This window comes from Micromonospora sp. M51 (assembly GCF_018070305.1).
Lineage (GTDB): Bacteria > Actinomycetota > Actinomycetes > Mycobacteriales > Micromonosporaceae > Micromonospora > Micromonospora parva.
The window spans coordinates 1-588 of sequence record NZ_JAGPXZ010001413.1 but is presented as its reverse complement, the minus strand read 5'-3'; the positions used below and the strand labels follow the sequence as shown (position 1 = coordinate 588).

Sequence of the window (588 nt, the reverse complement as noted above, 5' to 3'; positions counted from 1 at the left end):
GCTCGACGTGCTCGCCAACGGCCAGCGCCACAACGCCGCCGAGCTGCGAATGGGCTCCGCCCACTGGGCGCCGCTCGCGTCGTACCTCGGTTTCCGGGTGATCTACGCCAACGGTCGGGCCTGGCGTCCGTCCGGTCGTCCCCGGGTGCCCACCCAGGCGGTGCACCGCTCCCCGGCCCGACCCCGCTGACCCGCCGCCGTCGCCGCGCCCGGCCCCTGGTAGGAACGGGGAATGGCACGCAGCATCGCAACGAACACCCGGGTCGACCGGGACGGCCTGCTCGACTTCCTCCGGCCGCGGCACCGCGTCCTGCTGATGACCACCCGGGCCGACGGGCGCCCGCAGTCCTCCCCGGTCTCCGCCGGCGTCGACGGGCAGGGGCGGTTGGTCGTGTCCACCTACCCCGAGCGGGCCAAGGTGACCAACATCCGCCGCGACCCCCGGGTCTCGGCCTGCGTGCTCAGCGACGACTGGAACGGCCCGTGGGTGCAGATCGACGGCACCGCCGAGGTGCTGGACCTGCCCGAGGCGCTGGATCCGCTGGTGGAGTACTTCCGCAGCATCTCCGGCGAACACCCGGACTGGGA

Annotated in this window: 1 protein-coding gene and 1 pseudogene; both read left to right on the top strand. The window is 73.8% G+C overall.

Annotated elements, in window-relative coordinates; translation table 11 throughout:
• Window positions 1-190, top strand: a pseudogene (locus KBX53_RS35170) (hypothetical protein); the annotation flags it as partial.
• 42 nt (window positions 191-232) lie between these two features.
• Window positions 233-588, top strand: a 356-nt coding sequence (locus KBX53_RS35165; protein ID WP_210864058.1) for a PPOX class F420-dependent oxidoreductase, incomplete at its 3' end; no start/stop codon positions are given.